This is a genomic window from Kitasatospora sp. NPDC048407 (assembly GCF_043200475.1).
Lineage (GTDB): Bacteria > Actinomycetota > Actinomycetes > Streptomycetales > Streptomycetaceae > Kitasatospora.
On sequence record NZ_JBICXW010000022.1, the window covers coordinates 69,574 to 92,874 of the forward strand.

General features: G+C 73.0%; 26 protein-coding genes, 1 tRNA gene and 1 riboswitch. Of the genes, 5 read left to right on the forward strand and 22 right to left on the reverse strand.

Annotated elements, in window-relative coordinates; genetic code table 11:
* Positions 1 to 70: 70 nt before the first annotated feature.
* From ACGFWJ_RS30280 to ACGFWJ_RS30335, 12 genes are all read right to left on the reverse strand, one after another.
* Entirely contained in the window at positions 71 to 1,783 is a 1,713-nt protein-coding gene (locus tag ACGFWJ_RS30280; RefSeq protein ID WP_392955267.1) for a pyruvate dehydrogenase, read from the reverse strand.
* A 205-nt stretch (positions 1,784 to 1,988) separates the two neighbouring features.
* On the reverse strand, positions 1,989 to 2,258 hold the full coding sequence (locus ACGFWJ_RS30285; protein WP_392955221.1) for a hypothetical protein: 270 nt from the start codon (positions 2,256 to 2,258) through the stop codon (positions 1,989 to 1,991).
* Between the two features lie 71 nt (positions 2,259 to 2,329).
* On the reverse strand, positions 2,330 to 3,541 hold the full coding sequence (locus ACGFWJ_RS30290) for a cytochrome P450 (RefSeq protein WP_392955223.1): 1,212 nt from the start codon (positions 3,539 to 3,541) through the stop codon (positions 2,330 to 2,332).
* 1,261 nt (positions 3,542 to 4,802) lie between these two features.
* Entirely contained in the window at positions 4,803 to 5,399 is a 597-nt protein-coding gene (locus tag ACGFWJ_RS30295; protein WP_387640596.1) for an ATP/GTP-binding protein, read from the reverse strand.
* Complete coding sequence (locus ACGFWJ_RS30300; protein WP_392955225.1) at positions 5,377 to 5,694, reverse strand: DUF742 domain-containing protein; 318 nt, start codon at positions 5,692 to 5,694, stop codon at positions 5,377 to 5,379. Before ACGFWJ_RS30300 ends, ACGFWJ_RS30295 begins: the two co-directional genes overlap by 23 nt.
* A gap of 23 nt (positions 5,695 to 5,717) precedes the next feature.
* The gene (locus ACGFWJ_RS30305; RefSeq protein ID WP_387640602.1) at positions 5,718 to 6,128 is read right to left on the reverse strand and encodes a roadblock/LC7 domain-containing protein; all 411 of its coding nucleotides are present in this window, start codon (positions 6,126 to 6,128) and stop codon (positions 5,718 to 5,720) included.
* On the reverse strand, positions 6,112 to 7,371 hold the full coding sequence (locus ACGFWJ_RS30310) for a sensor histidine kinase (RefSeq protein ID WP_392955227.1): 1,260 nt from the start codon (positions 7,369 to 7,371) through the stop codon (positions 6,112 to 6,114). The genes ACGFWJ_RS30305 and ACGFWJ_RS30310 overlap by 17 nt, the downstream gene beginning before the upstream one ends.
* Before the next feature lie 188 nt (positions 7,372 to 7,559).
* Positions 7,560 to 7,784: a hypothetical protein gene (locus ACGFWJ_RS30315; protein ID WP_387640606.1), complete on the reverse strand. Its 225-nt coding sequence runs from the start codon at positions 7,782 to 7,784 to the stop codon at positions 7,560 to 7,562.
* A 168-nt stretch (positions 7,785 to 7,952) separates the two neighbouring features.
* Positions 7,953 to 8,135, reverse strand: coding sequence for a hypothetical protein (locus ACGFWJ_RS30320; RefSeq protein WP_392955229.1), 183 nt, complete (start codon positions 8,133 to 8,135; stop codon positions 7,953 to 7,955).
* Positions 8,136 to 8,166: 31 nt separating this feature from the next.
* Entirely contained in the window at positions 8,167 to 8,745 is a 579-nt protein-coding gene (locus tag ACGFWJ_RS30325) for a TetR-like C-terminal domain-containing protein (RefSeq protein WP_392955231.1), read from the reverse strand.
* Entirely contained in the window at positions 8,745 to 9,575 is an 831-nt protein-coding gene (locus ACGFWJ_RS30330) for an alpha/beta fold hydrolase (protein ID WP_387640614.1), read from the reverse strand. The genes ACGFWJ_RS30325 and ACGFWJ_RS30330 overlap by 1 nt, the downstream gene beginning before the upstream one ends.
* A 121-nt stretch (positions 9,576 to 9,696) precedes the next feature.
* Positions 9,697 to 9,987, reverse strand: a complete 291-nt coding sequence (locus ACGFWJ_RS30335; protein ID WP_387640617.1) for a YiaA/YiaB family inner membrane protein — start codon at positions 9,985 to 9,987, stop codon at positions 9,697 to 9,699.
* 216 nt (positions 9,988 to 10,203) lie between these two features.
* Positions 10,204 to 10,368: riboswitch (cyclic di-AMP (ydaO/yuaA leader) on the forward strand.
* A gap of 10 nt (positions 10,369 to 10,378) precedes the next feature.
* Between ACGFWJ_RS30335 and ACGFWJ_RS30340 the strand changes: the two genes are divergently transcribed.
* The gene (locus ACGFWJ_RS30340; RefSeq protein ID WP_387640620.1) at positions 10,379 to 11,146 is read left to right on the forward strand and encodes a M23 family metallopeptidase; all 768 of its coding nucleotides are present in this window, start codon (positions 10,379 to 10,381) and stop codon (positions 11,144 to 11,146) included.
* Positions 11,147 to 11,155: 9 nt separating this feature from the next.
* Here the strand turns inward: ACGFWJ_RS30340 and ACGFWJ_RS30345 are convergent, their stop codons facing one another.
* Entirely contained in the window at positions 11,156 to 11,662 is a 507-nt protein-coding gene (locus ACGFWJ_RS30345) for a DUF3995 domain-containing protein (protein WP_392955234.1), read from the reverse strand.
* Positions 11,663 to 11,777: 115 nt separating this feature from the next.
* Entirely contained in the window at positions 11,778 to 12,590 is an 813-nt protein-coding gene (locus ACGFWJ_RS30350; RefSeq protein ID WP_387640626.1) for a hypothetical protein, read from the reverse strand.
* A 50-nt stretch (positions 12,591 to 12,640) separates the two neighbouring features.
* On the opposite strand from ACGFWJ_RS30350, the gene ACGFWJ_RS30355 reads away from it, so the two are divergent.
* From ACGFWJ_RS30355 to ACGFWJ_RS30365, 3 genes are all read left to right on the forward strand, one after another.
* Complete coding sequence (locus ACGFWJ_RS30355; protein WP_387866899.1) at positions 12,641 to 13,219, forward strand: GNAT family N-acetyltransferase; 579 nt, start codon at positions 12,641 to 12,643, stop codon at positions 13,217 to 13,219.
* Between the two features lie 118 nt (positions 13,220 to 13,337).
* Positions 13,338 to 14,030 (forward strand): sensor domain-containing protein, encoded by a 693-nt coding sequence (locus ACGFWJ_RS30360; protein WP_392955236.1) that lies wholly within the window; start codon positions 13,338 to 13,340, stop codon positions 14,028 to 14,030.
* A gap of 134 nt (positions 14,031 to 14,164) precedes the next feature.
* Positions 14,165 to 14,890, forward strand: coding sequence for a class I SAM-dependent methyltransferase (locus ACGFWJ_RS30365; protein WP_392955238.1), 726 nt, complete (start codon positions 14,165 to 14,167; stop codon positions 14,888 to 14,890).
* 7 nt (positions 14,891 to 14,897) lie between these two features.
* On the opposite strand, the gene ACGFWJ_RS30370 is transcribed toward ACGFWJ_RS30365, so the two are convergent.
* On the reverse strand, positions 14,898 to 15,284 hold the full coding sequence (locus ACGFWJ_RS30370) for a MerR family transcriptional regulator (protein ID WP_392955240.1): 387 nt from the start codon (positions 15,282 to 15,284) through the stop codon (positions 14,898 to 14,900).
* A gap of 66 nt (positions 15,285 to 15,350) precedes the next feature.
* On the opposite strand from ACGFWJ_RS30370, the gene ACGFWJ_RS30375 reads away from it, so the two are divergent.
* Entirely contained in the window at positions 15,351 to 16,550 is a 1,200-nt protein-coding gene (locus ACGFWJ_RS30375) for an MFS transporter (RefSeq protein ID WP_392955242.1), read from the forward strand.
* A gap of 469 nt (positions 16,551 to 17,019) precedes the next feature.
* Here ACGFWJ_RS30375 and ACGFWJ_RS30380 read toward each other — a convergent pair.
* The 7 genes from ACGFWJ_RS30380 to ACGFWJ_RS30410 all read right to left on the reverse strand — a co-directional run bounded on the left by ACGFWJ_RS30380 (position 17,020) and on the right by ACGFWJ_RS30410 (position 22,869).
* Positions 17,020 to 17,093: transfer RNA gene (locus ACGFWJ_RS30380), tRNA-Met, on the reverse strand.
* Between the two features lie 69 nt (positions 17,094 to 17,162).
* Positions 17,163 to 18,392 (reverse strand): PrsW family intramembrane metalloprotease, encoded by a 1,230-nt coding sequence (locus ACGFWJ_RS30385; protein WP_392955244.1) that lies wholly within the window; start codon positions 18,390 to 18,392, stop codon positions 17,163 to 17,165.
* Positions 18,393 to 18,546: 154 nt separating this feature from the next.
* Positions 18,547 to 18,807, reverse strand: coding sequence for a Txe/YoeB family addiction module toxin (locus ACGFWJ_RS30390; protein ID WP_387640645.1), 261 nt, complete (start codon positions 18,805 to 18,807; stop codon positions 18,547 to 18,549).
* A complete protein-coding gene (locus tag ACGFWJ_RS30395; protein WP_387640647.1) occupies positions 18,804 to 19,061 on the reverse strand; it encodes a type II toxin-antitoxin system Phd/YefM family antitoxin in 258 nt (85 codons plus the stop codon). The genes ACGFWJ_RS30390 and ACGFWJ_RS30395 overlap by 4 nt, the downstream gene beginning before the upstream one ends.
* A gap of 96 nt (positions 19,062 to 19,157) precedes the next feature.
* The gene (gene trmB, locus ACGFWJ_RS30400) at positions 19,158 to 19,988 is read right to left on the reverse strand and encodes a tRNA (guanosine(46)-N7)-methyltransferase TrmB (protein WP_387640650.1); all 831 of its coding nucleotides are present in this window, start codon (positions 19,986 to 19,988) and stop codon (positions 19,158 to 19,160) included.
* A gap of 257 nt (positions 19,989 to 20,245) precedes the next feature.
* Positions 20,246 to 21,442 carry an L-2-hydroxyglutarate oxidase gene (gene lhgO / locus ACGFWJ_RS30405; RefSeq protein ID WP_392955248.1) on the reverse strand — a complete coding sequence of 399 codons (1,197 nt, stop codon included), beginning with the start codon at positions 21,440 to 21,442 and terminating at the stop codon, positions 20,246 to 20,248.
* A gap of 11 nt (positions 21,443 to 21,453) precedes the next feature.
* On the reverse strand, positions 21,454 to 22,869 hold the full coding sequence (locus ACGFWJ_RS30410) for an MFS transporter (protein WP_387640655.1): 1,416 nt from the start codon (positions 22,867 to 22,869) through the stop codon (positions 21,454 to 21,456).
* Positions 22,870 to 23,301: the final 432 nt, after the last annotated feature.

Consider the following 23,301-nt stretch of genomic DNA (forward strand, 5'->3'; position numbering starts at 1 on the left):
ACAGGCAAACGGGCCGTCCCCTCCCTTGCTTTCCCAGTTTCCTCGCCCTTATTCGGACGGCATTCGCAGGTCAGGGACGGGGCACGTTCCGCAGGTTGGACCGGGCCAGGTCGATCATCCTGCCGACACCGCCGGTCAGCACCGTCCGCCCGGCAGCCAGCGCGAAACCCTTGAGCTGGGCGGCGGTGATGTGCGGCGGGATGGACAGCGCGTTCGGGTCGGTCACCACGTCCACCAGGGCCGGACCGGGCCGCTCCAGGGCGTCGGCCAGCACCTCGCGGACCTTCACCGGATCGGTCACCCGCTTCGCCGGGATCCCGCAGGCCCGGGCGATCGCGGCGTAGTCCACGTCACCGTTGTCGATCTCCCACTCCGGATAGCCGGAGACCAGCATCTCCAGCTTGATCATGCCGAGCGCCCCGTTGTTGAACACCACCGTCTTCACCGGCAACCGGTGCTTGGCCACCGTCAACAGCTCGCCCAGCAGCATCCCGAGCCCGCCGTCGCCCGACATCGACACCACCTGCCGCCCGGGGAACGCCAGTTGGGCCCCGATCGCATGCGGCAGCGCGTTCGCCATCGAGCCGTGCAGGAACGAACCGATCACCCGCCGCCGCCCGTTCGGCGTCAGATAACGGGCCGCCCAGACATTGCACATGCCGGTGTCCACGGTGAACACCGCATCCTCCGCGGCCACCTCGTCCAGCACCGACGCCACGAACTCCGGATGGATCGGCCGGTGCTTCTCGATGCCCTTGGTGTACGCCCCGACCACCGTCTCCAGCGCCCGGCAGTGCCTGGTCAGCAGCCCGTCCAGGAACGACCGGTCCGTCTTCCGCTCCAACAGCGGCAGCACCGCCCGCAACGTCGCCGCCACATCCCCGTGGACCGCCAACTCCAACGCGGTACGCCGGCCCAGGCGCGTCGCGTCGTGATCCACCTGTACGGTACGGGCCTGCGGCAGGAACGAGTCGTACGGGAAGTCGGTGCCCAGCAGCAGCACCAACTCCGCCTCGTGCAACGCCTCGTGGCACGCCCCGTAACCGAGCAGCCCGCTCATCCCGACGTCGTACGGGTTGTCGAACTGCACCCACTCCTTGCCGCGCAACGAATGCCCGATCGGCGCCTGCAGCGTCCCCGCGAGCTTCATCAACTCCTCGTGCGCACCCCGCACCCCCGCGCCCGCGAACACCGCCACCGTCCGCGCCGCGTTCAACGCCTCCGCGAGCGCCTGCACCTGCGACCACGGCGGCGCCGCCACCGCCTGCTCGGTCAGGAACGTACTCCGCCCGGTCGGCGCCGGCGCGGGCAACGCGGCCACATCGCCCGGGAACGCCAGCACCGCGACGCCACGAGCCCCCAACGCGTGCTGAATCCCCACCCGCAACAGCCGCGGCAACTGCGCCGGGCTCGACAACAGCTCGCACCAACCACTGCAATCCGTGAACACCCGCTCCGGATGCGTCTCCTGGAAGAACCCCGTCCCGATCTGCGCCGACGGAATGTGCGAGGCCAGCGCCAACACCGGAACCCCACTGCGATGCGCGTCGTACAACCCCTGGATCAGATGCGTATTGCCCGGCCCGCAACTCCCCGCGCACACCGCCAACCGCCCCGTCAGCTCGGCCTCCGCCGCCGCCGCGAACGCCCCCGCCTCCTCGTTCCTGACGTGCACCCAGGAAATCCCCTCGGCCCGCCGGATCGCATCCACCACCGGATTCAGACTGTCCCCCACCACCCCGTAGACCCGCTCGACCCCCGCCTGCTGGAGCACTTCCACCATCTGCTCGGCCACGCTGCCCACGGGATCACCTCGCGCCACGGGAAATACGGACATTCCGCACCATATCGAGGGTGGGCACCCAGGGGCGCGAGGAACTGCGCGAAGCGGAAGGACCCGACCGCAAGATCGCGACGCAGGGCAATGACTTGCACGTGCTCGCGACCGTACGGACAGGTCTGCGCTTGTCGCGCAGTTCCCCAAGCCCCTACTTGGTGCCGTCGAGCGTCGTGCCCACCGCCTCGCACACCCCCGTCGCTCGTTCCACGACCTCGCCGACCACGGGGTAGTTCGCGAGGTCGCGGTGGCACAGCTCCGTGCTGGACGGCATCTCGCCGTGGTAGCCGGTGTCCACGCCGTGGGCCTGGCTGAGGCTGCCGGTCTGGATGAGGGGGGTGGGGGTGGTGGCGTGGGCCGGTGCGGTGCCGAGGGCGAGCCCGGAGAGGGAGAGGGCGGCGAGCGCGGTGAGCTTCTTCATGGCAGGTGCAACGAGGGCCGCCCCCGCCCGGTCACGTGTCGACCCGGCGGGGGCGGCCCCAAAGGCGTGCGTCAGGAGGTACGCACCAGCAGGCTGCTGACGCTGTTGCTGACGAAGGAGGCGATCGGTCGCGGGTCCGCACCGTCGGCCAGCCGCAGGGCGGGGTAGCGGGCGAACAGCTCGCGCAGCGCCGTCTCGGCCTCCAGGCGGGCCAGCGCGGAGCCGATGCAGAAGTGCGGCCCGTGCCCGAGTGCCAGGTGGCGGTTGTTGGTGCGGGTGAGGTCGAAGCGGTCGGCGTCCTCGTAGTGGTTGCCGTCGCGTCCGGCGGCGGCGTACGAGGAGAGCATGGCCTCGCCGCGGCGGATGAGGACGTTGCCGACGGGGATGTCCTCCAGCGCGTAGCGCATCGGGAACTGGCCGACGGGGCCGTCGTAGCGGAGGGTCTCCTCGACCACCGCGGACCAGTCCACCGTGCCGTCCAGCACGAGCGCGAGCTGCTCGGGGTGGGCGAGCAGGGCGCGGACCGCGTTGCAGATCAGGTTGAGGGTGGTCTCGTGGCCGGCCACCACCAGCTGCATCAGGATGCCGATGAGCTCTTCCTCGCTGAGCCGGTCCTGCTCCTCGCGGGCGGCGATCAGCGCGGTGGTCAGGTCGGCCGCGGGCTCGGCCCGCTTCCCGGCGGCGACCTGGGCGAGCAGTCCGGCCAGGGCGCGGGCGGCGGCCGCGCCGGCACCGGGGACGGAGGAGGAGCTGACCAGGGTGTCGGAGAGTTCGTGCAGCCGGTCCTGCTGGTCCTCGGCGAGGCCGAGCAGCTCGCCGACGACCTGCATGGGCAGGGGGTAGGCGAAGTTGGTGCGCAGGTCGAAGTCGCCGTCCAGGGTGGCGAGGTTGTCGAGCAGGCGGTGGACGCGCTGCTCGATGGCGGGGGCCAGTTCGGCGATCCGGCGCGGGGTGAGGGCCTGGGAGACCAGGCCGCGCAGGCGGCGGTGGTCGGCGCCGTCCGAGGTGGTCATGCCGGGCACGGTGATGAAGGTCATCAGCGGCCAGCCCTCGGGGAGCCGGCCCTCCTGGTACAGGTTCCAGTGCTTGGCGTTCTTGCCGACCCGTGGGTCGGCGAGAAGTTCCTGAAGGGTGTCGTGGTGGGTTATCGCCCAGACCACCACTCCACCAGGTAGCTCCACCAGGGTCGCCGGTCCGTTGGCGCGGAGCCGTTCGTTCTCGGCGTGCTGGTCGGCCCCGACGGGGTCGAGTTTGACGGGCTGGAGCTGGTCTGCGGTGTCCATGCGGTCCTCTCGGGCGAAGCGGGGCGGGGCGGGACGAAGGCGCTGTACAGCACCGGCAGGCTGACCAGGGCACGCGACCACGGCGACGGTCGCCATGTCAGCTCGTGTGCGGGGATGGCGAGTTGCAGGTCGGGGAGGCAGTGCAGGAGGGTTTCGATGGCGGTCTCGACGATCAGCCGGGCCGGGTCCTGCGCGGGGCAGACGTGCCGTCCGGCGCCCCAGGCGAGGTGGGCCCGGTTGCCGGCGATGCCGTCGGGGCCGTGCGCGGACGGGTCGTCGTTGGCGCCGGCCAGGCCGAGCACCAGCATGTCGCCGGCGCTGATGTACTGGCCGCCCAGCACGGTGTCCGAAACCGCCCACCGGCCGGGGAAGTTCTGCACCGGCGGGTCGCGCCACAGCACCTCGTCGAGGGCGTCCGCGACGGTCGCCCGGCCGCCGGTCAGGGTGGTGCGGAAGCGGCGGTCGGTGAGCAGCAGCCGCACCGTGTTGCCGATCCAGTTGATGGACGACTCGTTGCCGGCCACCAGCATGACCATCAGGTTGTGCGCCATCTCCTCGTCGCTGAGCGCGGCGGGGTGGGCGATCAGCCAGGACACCAGGTCGGCGCCGGGCTGCGCGCGACGGCTGACCACCAGGTCCATCAGCAGGCCGAAGAACTCGGCGGCGGAGCGCTGCGAGTCCTTGCTGCTGTCGACCAGGTCGGTGATCAGCCCGACCAGGCGCGGACCGTCCTCGGGGGGCAGGCCGAGCAGCCGGGTGAACACCAGCAGTGGCAGCCGCCGGGTGAACTGGGTGACCAGGTCGGCGGTGCCGTCCGGGCCCCAGCTCTCGATCAGCGCGAGCGCGGCCTCCTCGGTGGTCTGCCGCAGCTGCCGGTGGTCGATCTTCGCCAGCGTGTCGGCGATCGCGGAGGACAGCCGGTGGTGGGCGGCGCCGTCCATGCTCTGCAGGGTGGGCCGCCACATGGTCATCGGGATCAGGTGCGAGTCGGCCCGCAGCCGGCCCTCCTGCTGGACCCGCCAGCGCCGCGAGTCCTTGGAGAACAGCTGCTCGTTGCGGGTCAGTTCGAGCAGTTCCGGGTAGCCGAGGACCAGCCAGGCCTCGACGCCGGGCTCCAGTTCGATGGGTGCGACCGGGCCGTGCTGGGCGCGCAGCCGGGCGTACAGGCTGTGCGGGTTCTCGGCGACCGCCGACCCGTACAGCGCGGAGCCCTGGGCGCGGGTGTACGGGCAGCCGGTGGCCGCCCGGTGGTCGGGGACGGTCACGGCAGCTCCTCGGCGGCGGCCCGCAGGTGGTCCACGAAGTCGATCAGCAGCTTGTGCGCGGCGTCCGGGTCGCGGACGTCGCAGGCCAGGATCGGGACGTCGGGCAGCAGGTCGAGGGCGGCGCGCAGTTCCTCGTCCGGGTAGGCGGGGGTGTCGGGGAAGACGTTGACCGCCACCGCGAACGGGATGCGGTGCTCCTCCAGCAGGCCGAGGACGTCGAAGGACTCCTCGATCCGGCGGGAGTCCACCAGCGCGATCGCGCCCAGCGCGCCGCGCGACAGGTCCTCCCACAGCGGCCAGAACCGCTGCTGGCCGGGCGTACCGAACAGGTACAGCGCCAGGTGCTTGTTCAGGGTGATCCGGCCGAAGTCCAGCGCCACCGTGGTGGTGGTCTTGTGCGGACGCCCGGTCAGGTCGTCCACCCCGGCGCCGGCCGCGGTCATGGTCTCCTCGGTGCGCAGCGGAGCGATCTCGCTCAGCGCGGCGACCAGGGTGGTCTTGCCGACCCCGAACGGGCCGGTGACCAGGATCTTGACCGCCCCCTGGACAGTGGACGGCAGATAGGTCGGCTCAACGGAGCTGACGGAGGCCAACCAGCACCTCCTCGAGCAGTGAGAGCGGGACCTGTTCGGCCTGCCGCACCGGCGGCAGGACCTGCACGGCCCCGAGGTCCAAGAGATCGCCGACCAGCACCTTCAGCACACTGACCGGCAGGCCGAGGTGGGCGGCCACCTCGGCTATCGACAGCAGTTCCCGGCAGAGCCCGAGGATCGCCTGCTGTTCGCGGTTCAAGGCCGTACGGTCGACCGCGGCCCCCGGCAGGGTCCGCACCAGGCTCTCGAACTCCAGCACGTTGCGGCTGGCCCGGCTGCGGCCACCGGTGATCACGTAAGGCCGAACCGGCCCCCGCCTCACCGCAGGTCCCCGGCGGTGGCGTGCTCCTGCCGCGGTGCGGCGGTCAGGTGGCTGCCGATCCGCTCGACCAGCGTCTGCATCTGGTAGGCCACCAGGCCGGCGTCCACCGACTCGGAGGCCAGCACCGCGAGGTGGGTCCCGGCGCCGGCGGCGACCACGAACAGGTAACCACCGCCGAACTCGATGATGATCTGCCGGGTCGGCCCGTCGCCGAAGCCCTGCGCCACGCCCCGGGACAGCGACTGCAGTCCGGAGCAGGCGGCGGCCAGCCGCTCGGCGTCGTCCCGGCCGATCTTCGGGCTGCGGCCCATCTCCAGGCCGTCGTTGGACACCACGACGGCGTGCTGGACCTCTGGGACGGCGACGATGTCGGTCAGCAGCCAGCCGAGATCAGGGGTTGTGGTCATGGGAGTCTCCCGAGCGCTGGGGAAGTTGGGGGGCGGGGAATGCGTCGTGGCGGTCCTGCTCGGGCCGCCGGTCCTGCTGTGCGGCGGAACGGCCGCTGGCGGTCCCGGCCTGGAACATCGACATGAATGTCTGCGCCTCGCGCGCACAGCGCGGCGGCGGCGCGGGCTGCTCCTCGGCCCGGGACCCGGTCTGCTGCTGCGGGGCGCTGCCACGGCGGTTGACCCGCCGCGGCAGGGCGCCGCCCTGCGTGGGAACGGACGGCCGGTCGTGGTCCGCGGCGACGGCCGGGCGACGGGCCGGCAGCGCGGCCGCCGCCGGTTCGGTGCGCGGGATGCTGCTCGCGGGCACCGACAGCGGATCGGTGAGCAGCGCGGACGGCAGCAGCACCACCACCCGCACACCGCCGTACGGCGAGGGCGCGGAGTTGATGGTGACCCGGAAGCCGTACTGCTCGGCGAGCCGGCCGACCGCGGCCAGGCCCAGCTGCGGGACCTCGCCGATCCGCGACACCTCCAGCGAGCCGCCGCCGGACAGTGCCGCGCCCGCCTTGGCCACCGTCACCTCGGTCATGCCGACGCCGCAGTCGTCGATCTCGATCACCGCGCCGTTGTGGACCGGCATCAGCGTGACGTAGACCTGGGAGCTGGGCGGCGAGTAGCGGGTCGCGTTGTCCAGCAGTTCGGCCACCGCGTGGATCAGCGCCTCCGCGGCGGCACCGAGCACGGCGGTGTCGACCCGGCTGTGCACCACCACCCGCTGGAACGGCAGGATGCGCGACTGGGCGCCGCGCACCACGTCCTCCAGCGAGACCGGCTCCGGCCAGTGGCGACCCGCGCGGGAGCCGCACAGTACTGCCAGGGTCTGGGCGAGCCGGGCCTGCTGGGCGGCCGCGTGGTCGGCGCGCAGCAGTCCTTCGAGCAGCACCGGGTCGTCGTGGGTGCGCTCCATCTCGTCCAGTCCGGCCTGCTGGTCGTGTGCCATCACCAGGATGCGGCGGGCCACGCTGAGGAAGGCGCGGCGGGTGGCCGCGTTCATCTCCTGCTCGCGCAGCGCCGTCTCGACACCCGCCTGACGGTCCGCCAGTTCGGCGGCCAGCCGGTCGCGGGTGGCGGCGAGTTCGTCCTCGGTGGCGGCCAGCCGGCCGCGCAGGTTTCGGGTGACGGCGCGGGACCGAGCGGAGGCCGCGAGAGCGAGAAGGGCGAGCAATGCGGCTGCTGCCAAGCACCATTGAGTGGTCGTCACCCGCCGAATTCTAGGGTGGACTTCCTACTGGCGTATGAACTGATCGAAGCATTGCTGTTCAGAGCGCGTCAATGTCGGACAGAACCGACAGCGTCGGACGTCCGTCAGGTGGCGTCCCGGTGGACCGGCGGCAACGCCGGACGGCCGGGCCCTGGCTCACGCTCCGTCACATCCGGCGCGGGCCGCCGCTACTGGCCGTCCACCTCGCCGTACGGCTGCGGGTCCTTCGCCGTCACCGGCCGCAGCGAGCGCAGCGACCGGGCCACCGCGAAGCAGCGGGCGAGCGTCGCGCCCCAGCCCTCCGGCTGCGGCAGCGCGTCGGACCGCGTCCCGGCCGCCGACCCGTCAGAGGTGGCGCGGGGGGCGGGGATCAGTCCCGTGCCGTGCTCGATGCGCTGAGTCACCTGCGGCATGTGTGCTGTCCTCCGTGCTTGTCGGTCACCCGTGAAGGTCTTCACGCGGTATGACTTCCCGACCGAAGGACAGTGTTACGCACCATTGGTGTCGGATCCGTGGGGAACCGGTTGCGAAATGGTGTGGAGGGGCGCGTGCGGGGGCCCACGCGCAGGCGGGAGGCGCCGTCAGGCCGGTGAACCGTCCTCCTGGACCTCCTCGGCGATCGGCCGGTCCGGGGCGGAGAGGGTGTCGGTGTGCGGGGTGGTGCCGGCCGTGTGCTCGGGGCCGGCGTGCGCGCTGGGCGCGGTGAGCGAGGCGACCACGCCGACGGCGAGCGAGGCAAAGGCGAGCAGGCTGCGCTTCTTCATATCGGGTAGAACGCGCCAGGCCCCCGTCAGGTCACGCGCCGCGTCCGCCCGGCCAGTGGCCGAGGCCGTCGACCAGCACGCCGGTCAGCCGCTCCAGCGTCACGTCCGGCCCCTCGGCGAGCTGGAACGCCCCCGCCGTGGTCAACGAGGCGTACCCGTGGGCCATGGCCCGCAGGGTGCGCGCGGCGTGCACCGCCTCGGAGCCCTCCAGGCCGTACCCGCGCAGGACGGCGAACAGCACGTTCACCAGCCGCTCGCCCGCCGCCATGAGCTCCGGGTCGGGCTCGGGCGCCTGCGGCAGCGCGGCGTAGCGACGGGGGAACCGGGTGGCGTACCCGGCGTACGCGGCGAGCAGGGCGGCGACCGCCTCGTCGCGCGAGTGGCCGAGGACGGCGGCGGCCAGGTGGTCGGTCAGGTCGTCGAGGGTGCGGACGGCGACCAGGCGGCGCAGCTCGGCCAGGCCCCCGGGGACGTGCTTGTACAGCGACGGGGTGGCGACCCCCGCCTTGGCGGCGACGGCGGCCAGCGTGAGCGTCTCGGCGCCCTGGGCGTCGATCAGGTCGAGGGCGTGGTCCACCACCGCGGTGGGGGAGAGTCCGGCGCGGGCCATCAGCGGGCGACCTCGTTCAGCTCGTTCAGGAAAGGGAGCAGGGCGTCGGCGACGGCCTGGGGGTAGCCGGCCATCGGGTAGTGGCCGCCGTTCTCGATCATCACCTTACGGCCGCGCAGCGCGGCGGCCTGCCGGTCGGCGATCAGCTCGGGGTTCGGGAAATCGGGGTCCTTGCTGCCCATCAGCACCAGCGCGGGCACGTCGACGGCCTCGCACCAGCCGACCGGCGCGGAGTCCCCCGTGAGGTAGCCGCGCAGCGCGGCCTTCCGGGCGGGCTCGCGCAGCATCTCGGCGAGGCCGGCCCGGTAGGCGTCGAAGTCGGCGGGCCGCGCGGTCGGGTAGTAGAACTTCTGCATCGAGCTCCACAGGCCGGGGAACGCGGTGACCAGCGGGGCGGCCAGGCCGAACAGGGCCTTCTGGAAGGCGTTCAGCGGGAGGTTCTCGATGAAGGCGTCGATCAGCACCACCCCGGCGGTCCGCCCGGGGGCGAGCTCGGCCGCGCGGACCACGGTGGCGCCGGTGTAGGAGTTGCCGGCCAGGACGGCGCCGCGCAGGTCGAGGTGGTCGAGCAGGGCGACCAGGTCGTCGGCGATCGCGGCGGGGGAGTAGTCGGTGAACCCGGTGGAGGACTCGCCGAGGCCGCGCAGGTCCATGGTGATCACCCGGTGCCCGGCGGCGGTCAGCAGCGGTGCGAGGTGCCGGTAGGTGGCGCGCTTGTCGAGCATGCCGGGCAGCAGGACGACCGGGACGCCGGTGCCGGGGGTGTCGTCGTAGGCGATCCGGCCGCCGGGGACGTCGACGTACCGGGTGGTGCCGAGGGTGCTGTTCATCGCGGGCCTCCTGGGCGGGCGTTGCGGTGCGCCGGGCGCTGGAGGCCCGGCCGACTGCCGATAGCCATAAAGCTAAGGCTAATAGCCTTAGCCGTCAAGCCGTGGAGGCCGGCCGGATCGGTCAGATCCCCTCCACCTTGAACGGGTCGTGCTCGGCGAGCAGCTTGTCCAGCCGGGCCTGGTCCACCCGGCTGGTGATCGCGCCCTCGTCCTGGCGGTCCCGGATCACCTTGGCCAGCGTGAACGCGGAAGTGATCTCGTACAGCAGCCCGACGGCGAGGAAGGCGCGCATCCAGGCGCTCACCGGCAGGTAGGCGATCCCGAGCGAGAGCGCGGCGGTGGCCAGTCCGAAGGAGACGGCGGCCTGGGCGAAGTAGGCGGCGGTGGTCCGGTGCGGCACGGTTGCGGTCATGGCATCAGGGTCGCGCCGGCCCGGAGGCGTGGCGTGAGTACGGATACTCAACCACTCGGTCACAATCCGTCAGGTTGGCCCTGGTGAACCGTCACAAATCACCCATAGGGCGTCAGGAAATCTTCGCTGTCTCGTGGTAGCGGCTTGGAATCATGGGGTCCATAGGATTAACGTTTGATAACGCAGCGCGGTCGGCAACGCCGTAACCATGCGGCACCGTGCGCCACGCCTAATCCACTTGGGCACACCCTTCGGGGCGTCCCAGGAGCCGGGGAACCACGTTTCCACCGGGGTGAATCGGGACGGCCCTGGGCTCGACCGTAGGAGACCTTCCACCTCCGAACCCGTCAGCTAACCCGGTCGGCGGCAGGGAAGGAAGGAGCACGCCCCCGTGGCGTCGACCTACACCGAGAGCACCGGCACCCAGTTGCTCGACCACCCGGTCGAGCCGGAAGCCGCCCGGCACCGGCTGCCCCGTCAGTCCCGCGCCGGCGCGCCCCTGCTGGGCGTCACCGCGATGACCGCCGCGCTCGGCGCCACCGCACTCGGCGCCGCCCCCGCGCAGGCCGCCGCCCCGGTGCCCGTCACCGCCGCGGACGAAGCCTCCGACGGCCTCCTCGCCGGCGACCCCGGGCTCGCCCTCGCCGCCCGCATCCAGCAGCAGGCCGACGGCCAGCGCACCGCCGCCGACGAATCCGCCCGGCTGGCCGCCGCGCAGGAGGCCGAGGCCAAGCGGGCCGCCCAGCAGGCCGAGGCCGAGCAGGCCGCGCACACCCTGCCGGTGGCCGGCTACCAGCTGACCGCGCACTTCGCCCAGTCCGGCGCGCACTGGGCGCACCTGCACACCGGCCTGGACTTCGCCGCCCGCACCGGCACCCCCGTCGCCGCCGTCGCCGGAGGCACCGTCACCTCGGCGGGCTGGTCCGGCCCCTACGGCTACCGGGTCATCCAGACCCTGCCCGACGGCACCGAACTCTGGTACTGCCACCTCTCCCGGATCGCCACCGCCTCCGGCCAGGTCGCCCCCGGCACCGTGCTCGGCGCGGTCGGCGCCACCGGCAACGTCACCGGCCCGCACCTGCACCTGGAGGTCCGCCCCGGCGGCGGCGCCCCGATCGACCCGCTGCCCTGGCTCCAGCAGCGCGGCCTGCAGCCGTAGTTCTTCCGCTCATCGACGGCCGCCGCGCTCGGGCAGGAGCCGCCGGCCGAACACCGCGCAGCCGAACAGCAGCCCGCCGGCCAGGAAGAACGGCTCGTACAGCACGGTCGCGAAGCGGGCCATCGCGTCCAGCTCCGCCACCGAGCGGTGACCCGCCGCCAGCGCCAGCCAGTCCGGCACGGAGGGCGCGGCGTGCACGATCAGCAGCACCGCCGTGCCCCGGGCCGCCCACAGCAGCCCGCGGGCCGGCAGCCGCTCGCCCCACGGCCGTATCAGCGCCAGGGCCAGCGCCGCGGCCACCGCGCACAGCGGTATCGCGATGATGTCGATCACCAGCAGCGGCGTGTTGTCCAGCACCGACAGCCCGCCCGGCAGACCGGCCCGGCCGCCCAGCAGCCAGTACAGGTGCACCAGGGCGAAGACGGCCGACCAGAGCGCGGCGGCCTGCGCGGCGATCCGACGGAACGGCGGGCGCAGGCCGACGGAGGTGGCGCCGGCCGGAGTCACGATGTCCATGGCTCCACCCTGGCCCGGCGGCCCCGCCCCGCGGATCGTCCGGACGGCCAGGACCGATGGATCATCAGGACGATTCCGGGGTCCTCCGATCGGCGGACCCGGCGGGCCGAAACCCTCAGTACACCTCGGGGGCCAGCTCCGGGTACTCCTCCAGCAGCAGCCGGGCCAGCCCGGGCACCGTCCACTCGCCGCACAGGTCGATCGCGGCCTGCGCCACCGCCTCCTCGAAGTCCTCGAACTCCCCGGAGAGCTCGTCCGGCATCGGCAGGCCCCGGGCGTTCAGCTCGGCCAGGTTGCGGTAGCTGCGCCGCATCAGGCCGTGCTCCAGCAGCCGTCGCGCCCCGTCCGTGGACACCCCGACCAGCAGCGCCCGCTCCGGGCCCCAGCCACCGTCCGGATCCACCCCCGGCACCCGCTCGTACGCGGCGAAGCGCTCCTCGACGTCCAGCGCCCGGAAGTCCTCCAGCCATCCCCGCACCTGGTCGAGGTCGTCCACCGGCACGCCGTCCGCGCGCAGCAGCAGCGTGTACAGGCGCGGCCAGGTCAGCAGGTCGGACCGGCGCAGCAGCGAGTCCACCAGCACCTGGCCCTGCCAGTCGGCCTCCTCGCGCAGCTTCTCCAGCCGCTTGGCGTTCAGCCGCCGCGCCGCCCGCTGACGTTCGATCAGCAGCCGCACCGCCGCCGGGTACGCCCAGGCGTCGCCGTCCGGCTGGACGTACAGGTGCAGCTGCTCGTACAGCAGGTGCTCCAGCACCGGCGAGGACAGCTCCGGGAAACCGTCGTGCAGCCGGGCGCCGCCCAGCTCCAGCAGGGTCAGTACGGTCCGCACCGCCGGTTCGGGTACCGCCTCCAAACCCTCCTCGGCCGCCCAGTCCAGCAGGTCGGCGGCACGGGTACGGGGGAGCAGGTGCAGGTCTTCGTCGTCCACCCCGGTACGTTAACCGGTCCGCGCGGGGCCGACCGGTAGGGTCGAGTCCCATGCAGACCGTCCGGTTGACCGGCCCCCGGCTCACGCTGCGGGAGTACCACCACACCCCGGAGGAAGTCGCCGCGCTGCACGCCCTCCACGGCGACCCCCGGGTGATCCGGCATCTCCCGTTCGACGCGGCCGACTTCGAGGAATGCGCCGACCAGATCGAGCTCTACCTCGACGAGGCCGAGGCCGAGCCGCGGCAGCACTACCGGCTGGCCGTCGACGACCCGGCGGGCGAACCGATCGGCCAGGGCGCCCTCACCCGCGACGGCGAACACGCCGCCCAGCTCGGCTGCGTACTGCGGCACGACACCTGGGGCCGCGGCTACGCGGGGGAGGTCACCGCGCTGCTGTGCGCGCTCGGCTTCGACACCCTCGGCCTGCACCGGCTGTTCGCCCGCACCGACCCCGACAACCCGGCCGCCGCCCGGGTGCTGACCAGGGCCGGCTTCCGGTACGAGGGCCGGATCCGCGCCGAGTCGCACTGGGACGGCAGCTGGCACGACGCACTCCAGTACTCGCTGCTCGCCCCCGAGTGGCGGGCCGTCCAACTCGCCGCCCCCGCCCTGCGACCCGGGGGTTAACCCCACCATCGATCGGGAAGCAGACCTCATTCCGGAACCCCGGCCCGGTACGGCACCTTGGAGTAGTGCCCGACGCCGCCGACCGGCGGCACCGCCCCGACCACCCGAAGGACCGCGGATGTCCACCGCTGCGTACCGTGCCTCCACCGGCGACCACTCCACCCGGCCCGGGTTCTGGCGCGCCCCGTTCTCCCGGGCCGCCTTCCGGGAGCTCGGCTTCGCGCTCAGCGGCCTCCCGATCGCCGTGCTCGGCTTCTCCCTCGTCATCGCGCTGTTCAGCTCCGGTATCGGGCTCGCCGTCACCGCGCTCGGCCTGCCCGTGCTCGCCCTGGTGACCATCACCGGCCGCGGCTTCGGCGCCCTCGAACGCCACCGGATACGCACTCTGCTCGGCCTCGACCTGCCCGCCCCGGCCCCGGTGAAGGTCCAGCGGGAGGGCATCTGGGGCCTGATTACCGCCCGGCTCGGCGACGGGGCGGGCTGGCGGGGCGCGCTGTACCAGTTCGTCATGTTCCCCTGGGTGGTCTTCAGCTTCACGGTCTCGCTGGTCTTCTTCGTCGTCGGCTGGGCGCTGCTGCTGTTCCCCGCCTACCAGTGGGTGTGGCCCCACTACACCGACTGGAACGGCTACCGGGTCGCCAACTGGACGGATTCGAACGGCGCCCAGCACGTCTACGAGCTCGTCTCGCCGTACCAGATCGGCGCCGTCAGCCTGCTCGGCCTGCTGTTCGTCCTGCTCACCCCGCAGCTGATCCGCGCCCTCAACGGCGCCAACCGGCTCGCCGCCCGCGGCCTGCTGGCCGACCGCTGACCGTGCGCCGCTGAACATGCACCACCCCCCGGGCCCGTGGTCGGATGACTGCGGGCCCGGGCCGCACCCCGGGCCCGTCGAACGTCCGGAGGGACGGAGGACCGCCGATGTGCCCGGTCAGCAGCGCCCGTTCCGTGAACCGCCCCGTAGACCGCCCCGGGCACCGCCGGGCGCCGGCCGCCGGGCCCGTGCTGATCACCTCCCGGCCGCTCGACGAGTACTGCGCCTACCTCGGCCTCACCCGCGCCGACCTGAGCCGCCTGCCCGGCCCGCTGCTGGACTGCCCAGGCGGCGCCGCCGCGTTCGCCGCCGAGGCCCGGACGCTGGGCTGCGAGGTGGTCGCCGTTGACCCCGGCTACGCGCTCGGCCCCCGCCGGCTCGCCGAACTGGCCGCCGTCGGCCACGACACCATGGCCGGCGCCATCCGCCGCGACCCGGCCCACCACCTTCCCCGCGGCCGGCACGGCCGGCGCCGCCCCGACAAGTACCTGCGCAGCTGGGAGCGGGCCCGCCGCCTGTTCGCCGCCGACGCCGCCGCCCACCCCGGGCACTACGTGGCCGCGGCGCTGCCCCGGCTCCCGTTCGCCGACGGCAGCTTCGCCCTCACCCTCAGCTCCTACCTGCTGTTCGCCTACCCGGCGCTGTTCACCCCCGCCGACCAGTTCCGCGCCCTGCGCGAACTCGCCCGGGTCACCGCCCCCGACGGCGAAGTCCGGATCTTCCCGCTCTACGACCACACCGGCAGCCTCAGCCCGCACCTCACCGAGCTCCGCGCTGCCCTCCGCCACCACCGGATCGCCAGCCGCGTCCTGACCACCACCCCGCCCCACCGCATCCTGGCCCTGACCCCGGCCCGGTGACCGCCCCTCAGCAGGAGTCGGCCGGGGCGGGCGCGTCCCGCAGCGAGCGCACCGCCCGCAGGTAGGCGCCCACCGCGTCCCGGCTGCGGGACAGGCACTCCACCCGCTCGGTGAGCTGCCGGTGCTCGTGCTCCAGCGCCGCCAGCGTCTCCGGGGTGGCGCCCCGGACGTGGTACTGGCCGCTGGTCAGGCAGGGCAGCACGTCCCGGATGGTGCGGGTGGACAGCCCCGAGTCCAGCAGCGAACGGATCTGCCGGACGCGTTCCACCAGCGCCTCGTCGTACTCCCGGTAGCCGTTCGCCGAACGCCCCGGCTTCAACAGGCCCTGCTCCTCGTAGTAGCGCAGCAGCCGGGGCGAGGCCCCCGCGCGGCCCGCCAGTTCGCCGATCCGCATCCGCGTCTCCCGTCCACCGGAAAGGACTTGACCTTCACATCGATGTGAGGGTTCGAGGATAGCGGCATGACCGCGACCCACACCGAACTTCCCATCGGCATAGCCCCTTTGACCCCGCACCAAGGCCTGCGCTGGTCGCCGCTGCTGGCCCTCGCCACCGCCGCCTTCCTGGGCATCGTCACCGAGGCGCTGCCCGCTGGCGTCCTCCCCGAAATGGCCCACGACCTGCGGGTCGGCGAATCCGCGATGGGCCAGTCGCTCACCGGCTACGCCCTCGCCACCGGACTCTCCGCGATCCCGCTCGCCCGGGCCACCGCCCGCTGGTCCCGCAAACGCCTGGTACTCGCCGCCGTCGCCGTCCTGCTGGTCGCCAACGCCGTCACCGCGCTCTCCCCGTCCTACCCCCTCACCATGGCCGCCCGGATCGCCGCCGGCGTCGCCGTCGCCGCGATCTGGTCCGAACTCGTCGGCTACGCCCGCCGCCTGAGCCCACCGCACCTGCACGGACGGGCGATCGCCGTCACCGGCATCGGCGTCCCGCTCGCACTCTCCCTCGGCATCCCGCTCGGCACCTGGTCCGGCCGACTGATCGGCTGGCGCCCCACCTTCGGACTCGTCGCCGTACTGGCCGCCGCCCTGCTGCTCTGGCTCGCCGCCGCCGTCCCCGACGCCCCCGGCCGGCGCACCGGACGGGCCGAACCCCTCCTCGCGGCGCTGCGCCTGCCCGGCGTCCGGCCCGTGCTGTTCGTGGTCGCCGCGTTCGTCCTCGCCCACAACGTGCTCTACACCTACATCGCCGCACTCCTCGACCACTACGGCATGGCCGACCGCCGCGACCTGGTCCTGCTGGTCCTCGGCATCACCTCGGTCGCCGGACTCGCCATCACCGGCGCCCTCGTCGACCGCCGGCTGCGCCACCTCACCCTCGCCGCCACCGCCGCCGTCCTCGCCGCCCTCGGACTCCTGCTGCTGCCCACACCCGCCGCCCCCCTCGTCCTGCTCGCCGCTGCCCTCTGGGGCCTCGGCTGGGGCGCCGTCCCCCCGCTCTTCCAGACCGCCGCCGCCGACGCGGGCGGCGACCGCGCCCAGACCCTCCTGGTCGCCACCTGGAACACCGCCATGGGCCTCGGCGGCGCCGTCGGCGGCCTCCTCCTCACCCTCTCCGGCCCCAACGCCTTCCCCTGGTTCGCCCTCGCCCTCCTCCTCCCCGTCCTCGCCGTCACCACCCTGGCCCGCCGCCACGGCTTCCCGGCGAAGCGCCCATGAGAGACCTGAACGGCCGGGGAACGCAGGCGGGTCGTCGCCACGGTGACCGGCTGTGCCGTGGACGGTGAACCGTGGGCCATGTCGGCCTTGTACTCACCGTGGTTGCCACAGCGGCCGGCCCGGAGAACGCAGACGGCCCGTGGGCTGCTCCTCGGGCCGGGCCCCGCTGGGCGGGGGCGGCGGTCGAGGCACCGGGGATGTACCGGTGAGCCCACGGGCCGGGTGACTGCTGGGAATTAGCCTGAGCCGGAGGCCAGTAGGGCCTCACCGCTGCGCAGGCAGGGGCGGCTCTAGCGAGCAGCCACCTCACGCATCCTGAAGGAACTCAACTCAGGATCACCTCCTTTCAGTGTGCCGCCAGCGTAGGCACCACTGTCGGGGCGGGCAACGGATTTATTTGCCGGGCAATTCACGGCGGGCACGACGAAGGCCCGGAGGCGATGCCTCCGGGCCTTCGTTTGCTACTGAGTAGCGGGGACAGGATTTGAACCTGCGACCTCTGGGTTATGAGCCCAGCGAGCTACCGAGCTGCTCCACCCCGCGTCGGTGAACACGACTCTACGTGACTCCTGCGAGAAAAGGAAATCCGTTCTCCGCGGGCACCCGCGCAGGTCACCGCGCTGGTCGGCCGGGACCGGCCGGCTGGCGGGTGCGGCGGGTCTGCGCCCACACCGCGAAGCAGACCAGCGCCGCGAAGCACGGCACCATCACCAGGCCGTACACCAGCAGGAAGCCGTCGGTGCCCAGTCCGGCCGCCGCGTTCCACACCCCGTGCAGGCCCATCGCCAGCAGCAGGCCCGCAGGGGCGCCGAGCCGGGCCGCCCAGCGGCGGCCGGTGGTCAGCGTCACCGCGAGGCCTATGCCGGCCAGCGCGGTGAACAGCGGATGCGCGAACGGTGACAGCAGGGCCCGCAGGACGAAGGTGTGCACCGTCCCGTCGAAGTCCCGCAGGCTCGGTGGGCGGCCCAGGCCGATCGCGTCCAGCCGGGCCTGCCGGTCCGCGGTGAACGCCCGCCCCAGGTAGAGCGCGTTCTCGGTGAACGCGAAGCCGGACGCCGTGACCCCGCCCAGGACCGCCCCCGCCGCCAGGGTGCGCGGGTGCGAGCGGGCCCGCAGTCGCCAGGCCGGTGCGGGCCGGAACAGTGCCACCGCCCGCTCGGGGTCGTCGTGCCGGTGCCGCAGCAGGCGTCGCAGCCGGCCGCACGGGCGGCCCGGTTCGCAGTGGTGCCGCCGCCGCAACGGCAGCAGCAGCATCAGCAGCGCCGAGCTCTTCGCCACCTCTTCGATCAGCGGCGTCGCGAACTCCGCGCCCCAGGTCTCCCCGCGCGCGCCCCGGTGGGCGATCAGGAAGTCGCTCGCCCAGCCGTTCGCCATGATCGCCACCGTGGTCGCCGCGCAGGCCCCCCAGGCCAGGCAGAACAGGGTGTGCCGGATCGGCACCCGCGCGGTCTGGTTCAGCCACGCCAGCGCCCCCAGTACGAACGGCAACGGCAGCAGCGCCAGTCCGAGACCCACCAGCAACCCGGCCGTCCCCGTCTGACGCTGCACCAGATGCAGGATCAGCACCCCGGACCCGGCCAGCGCCAGCGCCGCCACCGCCGAGGACGCGGCCGGCCGCCGCATCGGCCACAACCGGCGCACCACCGACGGCGCGACCCGGATCACCCGGCCACCACGCTGCCCCGGGATCCGCCCCACCGCCGACAGGTACACCCGCACCCGGTGCGCCCCCGACTCCGGGAACGCCCGAGCGCCGTCCCGGGAAGGCGGCAGATCGGCGGCCATGGCGGCGACCCCTACAGGCAGGCTGGGGGAGGCCTTGCCGCCGGGCGGACTGCTCACCTGCAGAAGCGTAGGCGAATCCTCCACTCCGGCGGGAGTGGGGAGCACAATCCGTACGGCCGGGGTGACAGGCCGTCAGCAAGGCGAAGCGGCGGACGCCGCTTCGGTGTTGTTCCTACCCGTGATGTCGCGGGGGAGAACGCGCCCGCCGTCGTCAGCTCTCGTAGTGGTAGCGGCACTGCGCGATCAGAATCGAATCGTCGGTGGCCTTGTAGATCAGGCGGTGCTCGTCGTTGATCCGCCGCGACCAGTACCCCTGGAAACCGTGCTTCAGGGGCTCCGGCTTGCCGATTCCCTCATTGCCGTGGCGGGCGACATCAGCAATGAGGGCGTTGATCCGCTTGAGAATCCTGCGGTCCTGGACCTGCCACCACAGGTAGTCCTCCCAGGCGCGGGAGGCGAAGATGATCTTCACTCGGGATCCGCCAGCTCCCGTACGCTCCCGCCGCCGTTCTCCAGCTCCTCGATGGAGGCCAGCAGGCGCCGTGCGTTCGCGGGGCTGCGCAGCAGGTAGGCCGTCTCCTTCAAGGACTCGTAGTCCTCGAGCGAAACGATGACGACCGGCTCGTGCCCGGCGCGGGTGATCACTATCTCCTCGCGGTCGTCGACGACGGCATTGAGCACCTCGGCATACCGGGCGCGGGACTCCGAGTACGACATGGTCTTCACGGTCCACCTCCTGCGTACAGAAAATTGTACGCAGGATGCCCAGGGCCCTCAAGCTTCATTCCCCCGCAGGGGCGATCCGGCGGGCCGCGCAGCGGGCTAGCGGCGGCGGAACAGCAGGTCGTGCACCGCGTGGCCCTTGGCCAGGCCGGCCCGTTCGAACTTGGTCACCGGACGCCAGTCGGGGCGCGGAGCGTAGCCCGGGACGCTGCCCGCGGGGTGCTCGTCCGGCTCCAGCCACGGCGAACCGTCGCCCTCCGGGTGCAGGTTCTCCAGCTCCGGCGAGGCCTCCAGTACGGCCAGCATCTGCTCGGCGTACGGCTCCCAGTCGGTCGCGCAGTGCACCAGCGCGCCCGGGGCGAGGCGGGGCAGCACCAGCTCCAGGAACGACTCCTGGATCAGCCGGCGCTTGTGGTGCTTCGGCTTCGGCCACGGGTCCGGGAAGTACACCCGCAGGCCCGCCAGCGACGCGTCCGGCAGCATGTCGCGCAGCAGGATGACCGCGTCGCCCGCCGCGAGGCGGACGTTCTCCGAACCGTCGCGCTCCAGGAACTGCAGCAGGTTGCCGTGGCCCGGGGTGTGGACGTCCGCCGCGAGGATCCCGGACGTGGGGTCGGCCGCCGCCATCGCGGCCGTGGTGTCGCCCATCCCGAAGCCGATCTCCAGCGTCACCGGACGGCCGTCGAACATCGCCGGCAGGTCCATCGGGGTGCCGTCGATGGCGTGGCCGAAACGCTCCCAGCCGCGGTCCAGCGCACCCGCCTGCGCCTTGGTCATCCGACCACGACGCGGCTGGAAACTGCGGATCCGCTGCTCACGGTGCTGGGCCTCGGTGGCCTTGTGCGGGTACATCGGCGCGGGGTACGCCGCCGGGGCGGCGGACAGCCGGGCCGACGCGGGCAACTGGGGGCTGGGGGCAGAGGAAGTCACAATCACACGAGTCTACGGGAGCTCGAAAATCGGGTGATCAGGCACGTGCGGGTGCGAACCCGGGGGCGCTGGGGGTACCCCCAGGCGAAGCCGAGGGGGCGGAACTGCGCGCAGCGGAAGGCGCCCAACCTCAAGATCGCGACGCAGGACCATCACTTGCACGTGTTCGCGACCTTACGGACGGGTTTGCGCTTGTCGCGCATTCCCAGCGCCCCTGGTTTCGCGCCCGCCAGCTCGCGTTCACCCGCCTGCTTCTCTCACCCCAGTGCGGCCATGGCCCGGCGGGCCACCTCCCGCCCGATCGCCAGTGACGCCGTCGCCGCCGGCGAGGGTGCGTTGAGGACGTGGACGAGGCGGCCGGTGCCGGCGAAGGCGAAGTCGTCGAGGAGGGTGCCGTCGCGGGCGACGGCCTGGGCGCGGACGCCGGCGGGGGCGGGGCGGAGGTCGGATTCGGTGATGGTGGGGAGGAGGCGGCGGACGGCGGTGGTGAAGGCGCGTTTGGAGAGGGAGCGGTGGAGTTCGCCGAGTTCGTAGCGCCAGTGCCGGCGGGCGATCGTCCAGGCGCCGGGGAAGCGGACCGTCCCGGCCAGGTCGCGGAGGCTGATGGTGTGCCAGTCGTAGCCTTCCCGGGCCAGCGCGGGGACGGCGTTCGGGCCGACGTGGACGTCGCCGTGGATGCCACGGGTGAGGTGGACGCCGAGGAACGGGAACGCCGGGTCGGGGACGGGGTAGACCAGGCCGCGGACCAATGACCGGTGGGAGGGCGTGAGTTCGTAGTACTCACCGCGGAACGGGACGATCCGCAGGCCGGGGTCGTCGCCGGCCAGCCGGGCGATCCGGTCGCTGTGCAGTCCGGCGCAGTTGACCAGCACCGCGCAGCGGATTTCGCCGGTGGGCGTGGTGACGGTGACCCCGTCGGCGCGCCGGGCGATGTCCAGGACGGGGGTGGCGAGCCGCAGTTCGGCGCCGCGTTCGCCGGCGAGGGCGGCGTACCGGCGGGCCACGGCGGTGAAGTCGCAGATGCCGGTGGTGGCGAGGTGCAGACCGGCGATGCCGGTGACCTCGGGTTCGTGGTCGCGGATGCCGGCCGGGTCGAGTTCTCGCAGCGGGATGCCGTTGGCCCGGCCGCGTTCGGCGAGGGCGGCGAGGCGGGGGAGTTCGGACGGGTCGGTGGCGACGACGAGTTTGCCGGTGACTTCGTGGGCGATGCCCTGCTCGCGGCAGAACTCGACCATCTCGCGGGCGCCTTCGGTGGCGTAGCGGGCCTTCAGCGAGCCGGGCCGGTAGTAGACGCCGCTGTGGATGACGCCGCTGTTGCGTCCGGTCTGGTGGGTGGCGAGGGCGCTCTCCTTCTCCAGCACCATGGCGGAGGTACCGGCCCGGGTGAGCGCGTACGCGGTGGACAGGCCGACGATGCCGCCGCCGACCACCAGGACCTGGACGTCGTGCTTCAAACCCGTGCCCTTCAGCCGCTGGTGAGGACCAGACGGGCGCGTTCGGTGAGCTCCTTGACCCGCTGCTCGTTCTGGTAGGGCTCCAGGCGCCGCAGCAGCTCGACGACGTACTCGCGGCTGCGGTGCGAGGAGATCCGCCCGGCGACCTCGACGGCGCGTTCGCCGGCGGCGACGGCGGCGTCCAGGTCGCCGGCCTCGGCCTCGGCCATCGCGGAGACGATCAGCCGCAGGCCGTGCGAGCGGACGAAGCCCTCGGTCGGGCGGGCCAGCGCCTCGCGGGTGAAGTGCCGGACCTTGGACGGCACTCCGAGGTCGCGGAAGCACTCGGCGGCGTCGGCGGCGAGGCGGTCGTAGGCGTAGAAGTCGATCCAGGTCGGGTCGTGGTCGCCGGGGCGGGCCCGGTCCAGGGCGGCTTCGGCGGCGGACAGCGCGGTGCTGCAGGCGGGGGCGTTGCCGGCTTTGGCGTGGGCGCGGGCCTCGACCAGGTGGAAGAAGCTCATGGTGCGCGCCGTGGCCAGGCCCCGGTTGCGTTCCAGGGCGGCCTGGGCGAGGTCGACGGCCTCGTCCGGGAAGGAACGGTAGGACGCCTGCAGGCTCATCGAGGCCAGCACGTACCCGCCGAGCGGCACGTCGCCGGCGGCCCGGGCCAGGCGCAGCGCCTGGATGTAGTAGCGCTGGGCGGCCTCGTGCTGGCCGGTGTCGAAGGCCATCCACCCGGCCAGCCTGGTCAGTTCGGCGGTGGCGCCGAACAGCGCCCGGCCCACCGCGTCGCTGTACGAGGCGAGCAGCAGTGGGGCGGCCTCCACCCGCAGGCACTCCGGGACCATCGAGGAACGCCAGTCGCCGCCGCCGTACTTGGAGTCCCAGCGGCGGGCCTCCTGGGCGGCCTCGCGGAGTTTGGTGGCGTCCGCGTGCCCGGCCCGGTAGCCGGACAGGTCGGGGGCGGACTCCCGGGCCACCGAACCGTCGGCGGGCGTGATCAGCCAGCGGGAGACGGGGGTGGCGTACGCGGCGACCGAGAAGGTGCCGGCCAGGCTGTCGCTCCACCGGCCGCCGCCGGGGCCGCGCCGCAGGTCCAGGTCGACGCGCCAGAGCTCGGTGGCGGAGCGGACCGCCTCGGGGACTTCGCGCGGGAATTCCAGGCCGAGTTCGGGCGTGGGGTGCGAGTCGGCGAGGCCGATCTCCTCCAGCGGCACCGGGCGGCCGAGCTTGTTGCCGAGCGCGGTGGCGATCAGGTGCGGCACCGGGCGCTGCGGCACCATTCCCTTGGTCACCCAGCGGGCCACCGAGGTCTTGTCGTAGCGCAGGGTCAGGCCGCGCTGCGCGCCGAGGTCGTTGACCCGGCGGGCGAGCCCGGCGTTGCTGATCTGGGCGAGCGCGAGGAGGGCGCCGAGCCGGTCGTTCGGCCCTCGTGAGCTGACGGTCATGGTGGCGGTGGCACCCCCTGGCGACGTCGTGCGCGGATGGCGGCGAGTCGCGACGGCAGCAGCACGCCACCGGACTGCTTGCACCTAGCGTAGTCGCCCGCGTTCCCACGGTTAAGAGGTCGCATTCCGGTTGGCGGGAACGCGCTGATGCCACGCTCGCCGACCTGACGCCCCCGGAGCGAGGGGCCGGCACCTGCCGCACAACCGTGCTCCCGTCCCGTGCCCGTGTGCGCCATCCGTGCTCCCTGGCCGCATCGGCAGGTGGGCGATTCGCTGGTGCCTGTGGATCGGCCCGCCGTCGAGGACCCGGCGGGCCGGGGGAAACGCTGCCTCAATCCCCGCGGGCAGCGGCGCGTCCGGGAGGGCATGCGGATGCCCTCCCGGCTCGTGCGATGCCTTTCGGCCAAACTCGGCCGCTTTCGCAGCGTCCAC

Coding starts and splice junctions, on each gene's coding strand:
- ACGFWJ_RS30320 (WP_392955229.1), bottom strand. CDS start 8,135: ATGAAGAAGCGCAGCCTGCTCGCCTTTGCCTCGCTCGCCGTCGGCGTG.
- ACGFWJ_RS30370 (WP_392955240.1), bottom strand. CDS start 15,284: ATGCGGATCGGCGAACTGGCGGGCCGCGCGGGGGCCTCGCCCCGGCTG.
- ACGFWJ_RS30355 (WP_387866899.1), top strand. CDS start 12,641: ATGCAGACCGTCCGGTTGACCGGCCCCCGGCTCACGCTGCGGGAGTAC.
- ACGFWJ_RS30315 (WP_387640606.1), bottom strand. CDS start 7,784: ATGCCGCAGGTGACTCAGCGCATCGAGCACGGCACGGGACTGATCCCC.
- ACGFWJ_RS30345 (WP_392955234.1), bottom strand. CDS start 11,662: ATGGACATCGTGACTCCGGCCGGCGCCACCTCCGTCGGCCTGCGCCCG.
- ACGFWJ_RS30285 (WP_392955221.1), bottom strand. CDS start 2,258: ATGAAGAAGCTCACCGCGCTCGCCGCCCTCTCCCTCTCCGGGCTCGCC.
- ACGFWJ_RS30330 (WP_387640614.1), bottom strand. CDS start 9,575: ATGAACAGCACCCTCGGCACCACCCGGTACGTCGACGTCCCCGGCGGC.
- ACGFWJ_RS30410 (WP_387640655.1), bottom strand. CDS start 22,869: ATGACCGTCAGCTCACGAGGGCCGAACGACCGGCTCGGCGCCCTCCTC.
- ACGFWJ_RS30325 (WP_392955231.1), bottom strand. CDS start 8,745: ATGGCCCGCGCCGGACTCTCCCCCACCGCGGTGGTGGACCACGCCCTC.
- ACGFWJ_RS30335 (WP_387640617.1), bottom strand. CDS start 9,987: ATGACCGCAACCGTGCCGCACCGGACCACCGCCGCCTACTTCGCCCAG.
- ACGFWJ_RS30290 (WP_392955223.1), bottom strand. CDS start 3,541: ATGGACACCGCAGACCAGCTCCAGCCCGTCAAACTCGACCCCGTCGGG.
- ACGFWJ_RS30280 (WP_392955267.1), bottom strand. CDS start 1,783: ATGGTGGAAGTGCTCCAGCAGGCGGGGGTCGAGCGGGTCTACGGGGTG.
- ACGFWJ_RS30360 (WP_392955236.1), top strand. CDS start 13,338: ATGTCCACCGCTGCGTACCGTGCCTCCACCGGCGACCACTCCACCCGG.
- ACGFWJ_RS30375 (WP_392955242.1), top strand. CDS start 15,351: ATGACCGCGACCCACACCGAACTTCCCATCGGCATAGCCCCTTTGACC.
- ACGFWJ_RS30305 (WP_387640602.1), bottom strand. CDS start 6,128: ATGACCACAACCCCTGATCTCGGCTGGCTGCTGACCGACATCGTCGCC.